This window comes from Photobacterium sp. OFAV2-7, from assembly GCF_022347985.1.
Classification (GTDB): Bacteria; Pseudomonadota; Gammaproteobacteria; order Enterobacterales; family Vibrionaceae; genus Photobacterium.
Map to the genome: position 1 here is coordinate 1 of NZ_JAKRFQ010000762.1, position 2,587 is coordinate 2,587.

The window sequence follows — 2,587 nt, forward strand, 5'->3', positions numbered from 1 at the left end:
TCACTGCTCGCAAGTACCCCGAACTGGTAAAGGTAACGGCAACCCTGCAACCTCACGGGCTAACACTGAGCTTTCCGGGTATGTCGCCACTGGTATTAAAATATGCCGACTTTACGATGAACGAGGCTAATACCCAGGTATGGAATGACACCTTCAGTGCCTACACTACTCTGTCGAAAGCCGATGCCTGGTTCAGCCAAATCATTGGCGAACCGGTACGCTTGCTCTATACCGGCGATCAATCAAACCGGATCCGCACCAAAATCCAGCAAAATGTCAGTTTTGCTGATGGCTATCCGCTATTAGTAATAAGTGAGGCCTCACTCGATGCCCTGAATGCCCGTAGTTCGCAGCACCATACCATGGACCAGTTCCGTACCAACCTGGTTATTGGCGGTACCGAAGCCTTTGCCGAAGACAGTTGGAAACGGATTCGAATTGGCGAAGTCGAGTTTGAATCGGTGAAGCCATGTGCGCGCTGTATTCTCACCACCATCGATCCCAAAACCGGTCACTTCAATGAGCTGAAAGAGCCGCTGGCGACATTGTCAAAATTCCGCTCTGACTCATCATGCGATGTTTTCTTTGGTCAAAATTTAGTCGCCCTGAATGAAGGTGTGATCAAGGCTGGCGATACTATCGAAGTCCTGGAGACCAAACCCAAGGAACAATACCCCGATAACAGCAACCTAAACCTGACGTTAACTTGCGTCGAACGTGAAGATATTGCGCGCGATTTTTGCACATTCTGGCTCGAACCCACCAAGCAAAAAACACTACCGGCCTATCAGCCCGGCCAGCACCTGCCACTGCAGGTCGAGATCAATGGCGAATATGTCGCCCGTCGCTATACCCTCTCATCCAGCCCGTCTCGTCCTGGCCGCTATGGTATCTCGGTCAAGCGCATCAATAATGGCCGGGTATCAAACTGGCTCCATGACAATCTGCAGATAGGCGATACGTTGGTTGCCGAGAAGCCAGACGGTACTTTCCACCTTGGCCTGCATACCGACAAGCTCCTCCTGCTCTCGGCAGGCAGCGGGATTGCACCTATGATTTCCATGCTGCGCTATCTTGCCGATCATGACAAAGTACGTGATGTCATCTTCCATCACCAGTGCCGGAGTCAGGCTGATATTCCTTACCGCGAAGAACTCGCCGAGCTCGCAGCCAAATATCCGCAGCTTAAAGTGATCTTTGTATTGAGTCAGCCCGATGCTGACTGGGATGGCCTGAGCGGCCGATTGACAGAAAATCACCTGAAATATATTCCGGCCATTACCGAGCGCCAGGTGTTCGTCTGTGGCCCGGATGCCTTTATGACCGAAGCAAAAAGCTTGCTGCTCAACGTCGGCGTTACCGAAACCAACTACCACCAGGAAGCGTTTGGTCCTGCCCGAGGAAACACTGAGCAGGCAACAAAAGACGTTACCATCAGTGTCGATGGAAACCTGTTCCAGGGTAATAACCAAGGCACGCTACTGGATCAGGCAGAAGATGCAGGGCTTTCGATAGCGAACAGTTGTCGGAGCGGCTTTTGTGGCGCGTGCAAGGTGACGCTGGAATCTGGCGAGGTCGAGCAACCGGACGTACCAGCGCTGCTGCCGGGAGAGAAGGAAGACGGCAAGGTACTGGCATGCTGCTGTATCCCTAAGACGGATGTTGAGTTTAGATCCTAAAAAACCAACTCCTAAAAGAACATAACATTGCTACGAATTATGTTCTGGAGTCGCAGGGTTGTACTATGAATTGAAATATAAACAATGAAACAGAATAGCTCTTTCTAACACTTAACATGGTGGGCCTGGCGGCCCACCATACGAGTAGCATTAGTAATATACAAGTTGGACTAACATACTCTAAAGCTACAGAGTTTTTAGACGATCAATCAACACTTGTAATTTACCATCACTCATTGATGTTCGATAAATTTCTCTGGCACCCTCAGAATTTAGGTGATTATTGTCACTATACAGTGGAATACCATTAAGCTTACTGCTGCACTTACCATTTTGACAAAGTGTATCAACAACAGGGATCAGAATTACCTCAGGAAACTTATCAGTAACTTCCTTAATCAGGTTATTCGCAAATCCTTGCCTTAACTCCATATCTTGCTCTTCGAGATCACAATACGTATTTTCTAGCCAAGGATAGGATGCCTTTTTCACCCAGCAGTTACTTGGCTTAAATGAGTATGATGGCGCCTGTTCAAATAAAACAGGGGTAATGTCATTCTCAATGAGAAATGCTATCGTCCTTTCTAATCCTTCTTTTAGAGCTCGACGGCTATTTTCTTTGTTTTCTGAATAGTCAGAGCTATCACCTACAAATACACGGCTGCCTTTTTCGCCTTCAGCACGTGTAGTTTCCGTATACATCGCCCAGCGACCAGCCAAAAACACAACAGAGACATCAGATTCTTTGATTTCCATTGCCAGTTGATCATTACGTTCACTACATGGCATCTCAGGCTCACCATGTTTAATAAGATCGGAGCTCAGCAATGGAGGACACCCTCCCAAACCACCATAAAGCGATGAGAAACCAAACTCTTTCCCTAACTCATCAACATAACTTCTAAAAT

The 2,587-nt window shown here is 47.9% G+C and carries 2 protein-coding genes; one reads left to right on the forward strand and one right to left on the reverse strand.

Annotation, left to right across the window (positions count from 1 at the left end; genetic code table 11):
• Nucleotides 1–1,679 (forward strand): hybrid-cluster NAD(P)-dependent oxidoreductase (locus tag MHN01_RS24195; RefSeq protein WP_239413929.1); only part of this gene is annotated, 1,679 nt, incomplete at its 5' end.
• 186 nt (nt 1,680–1,865) lie between these two features.
• Here MHN01_RS24195 and MHN01_RS24200 read toward each other — a convergent pair.
• On the reverse strand, nt 1,866–2,587 hold a 722-nt coding region (locus MHN01_RS24200), incomplete at its 5' end, for an SGNH hydrolase domain-containing protein (protein ID WP_304622891.1).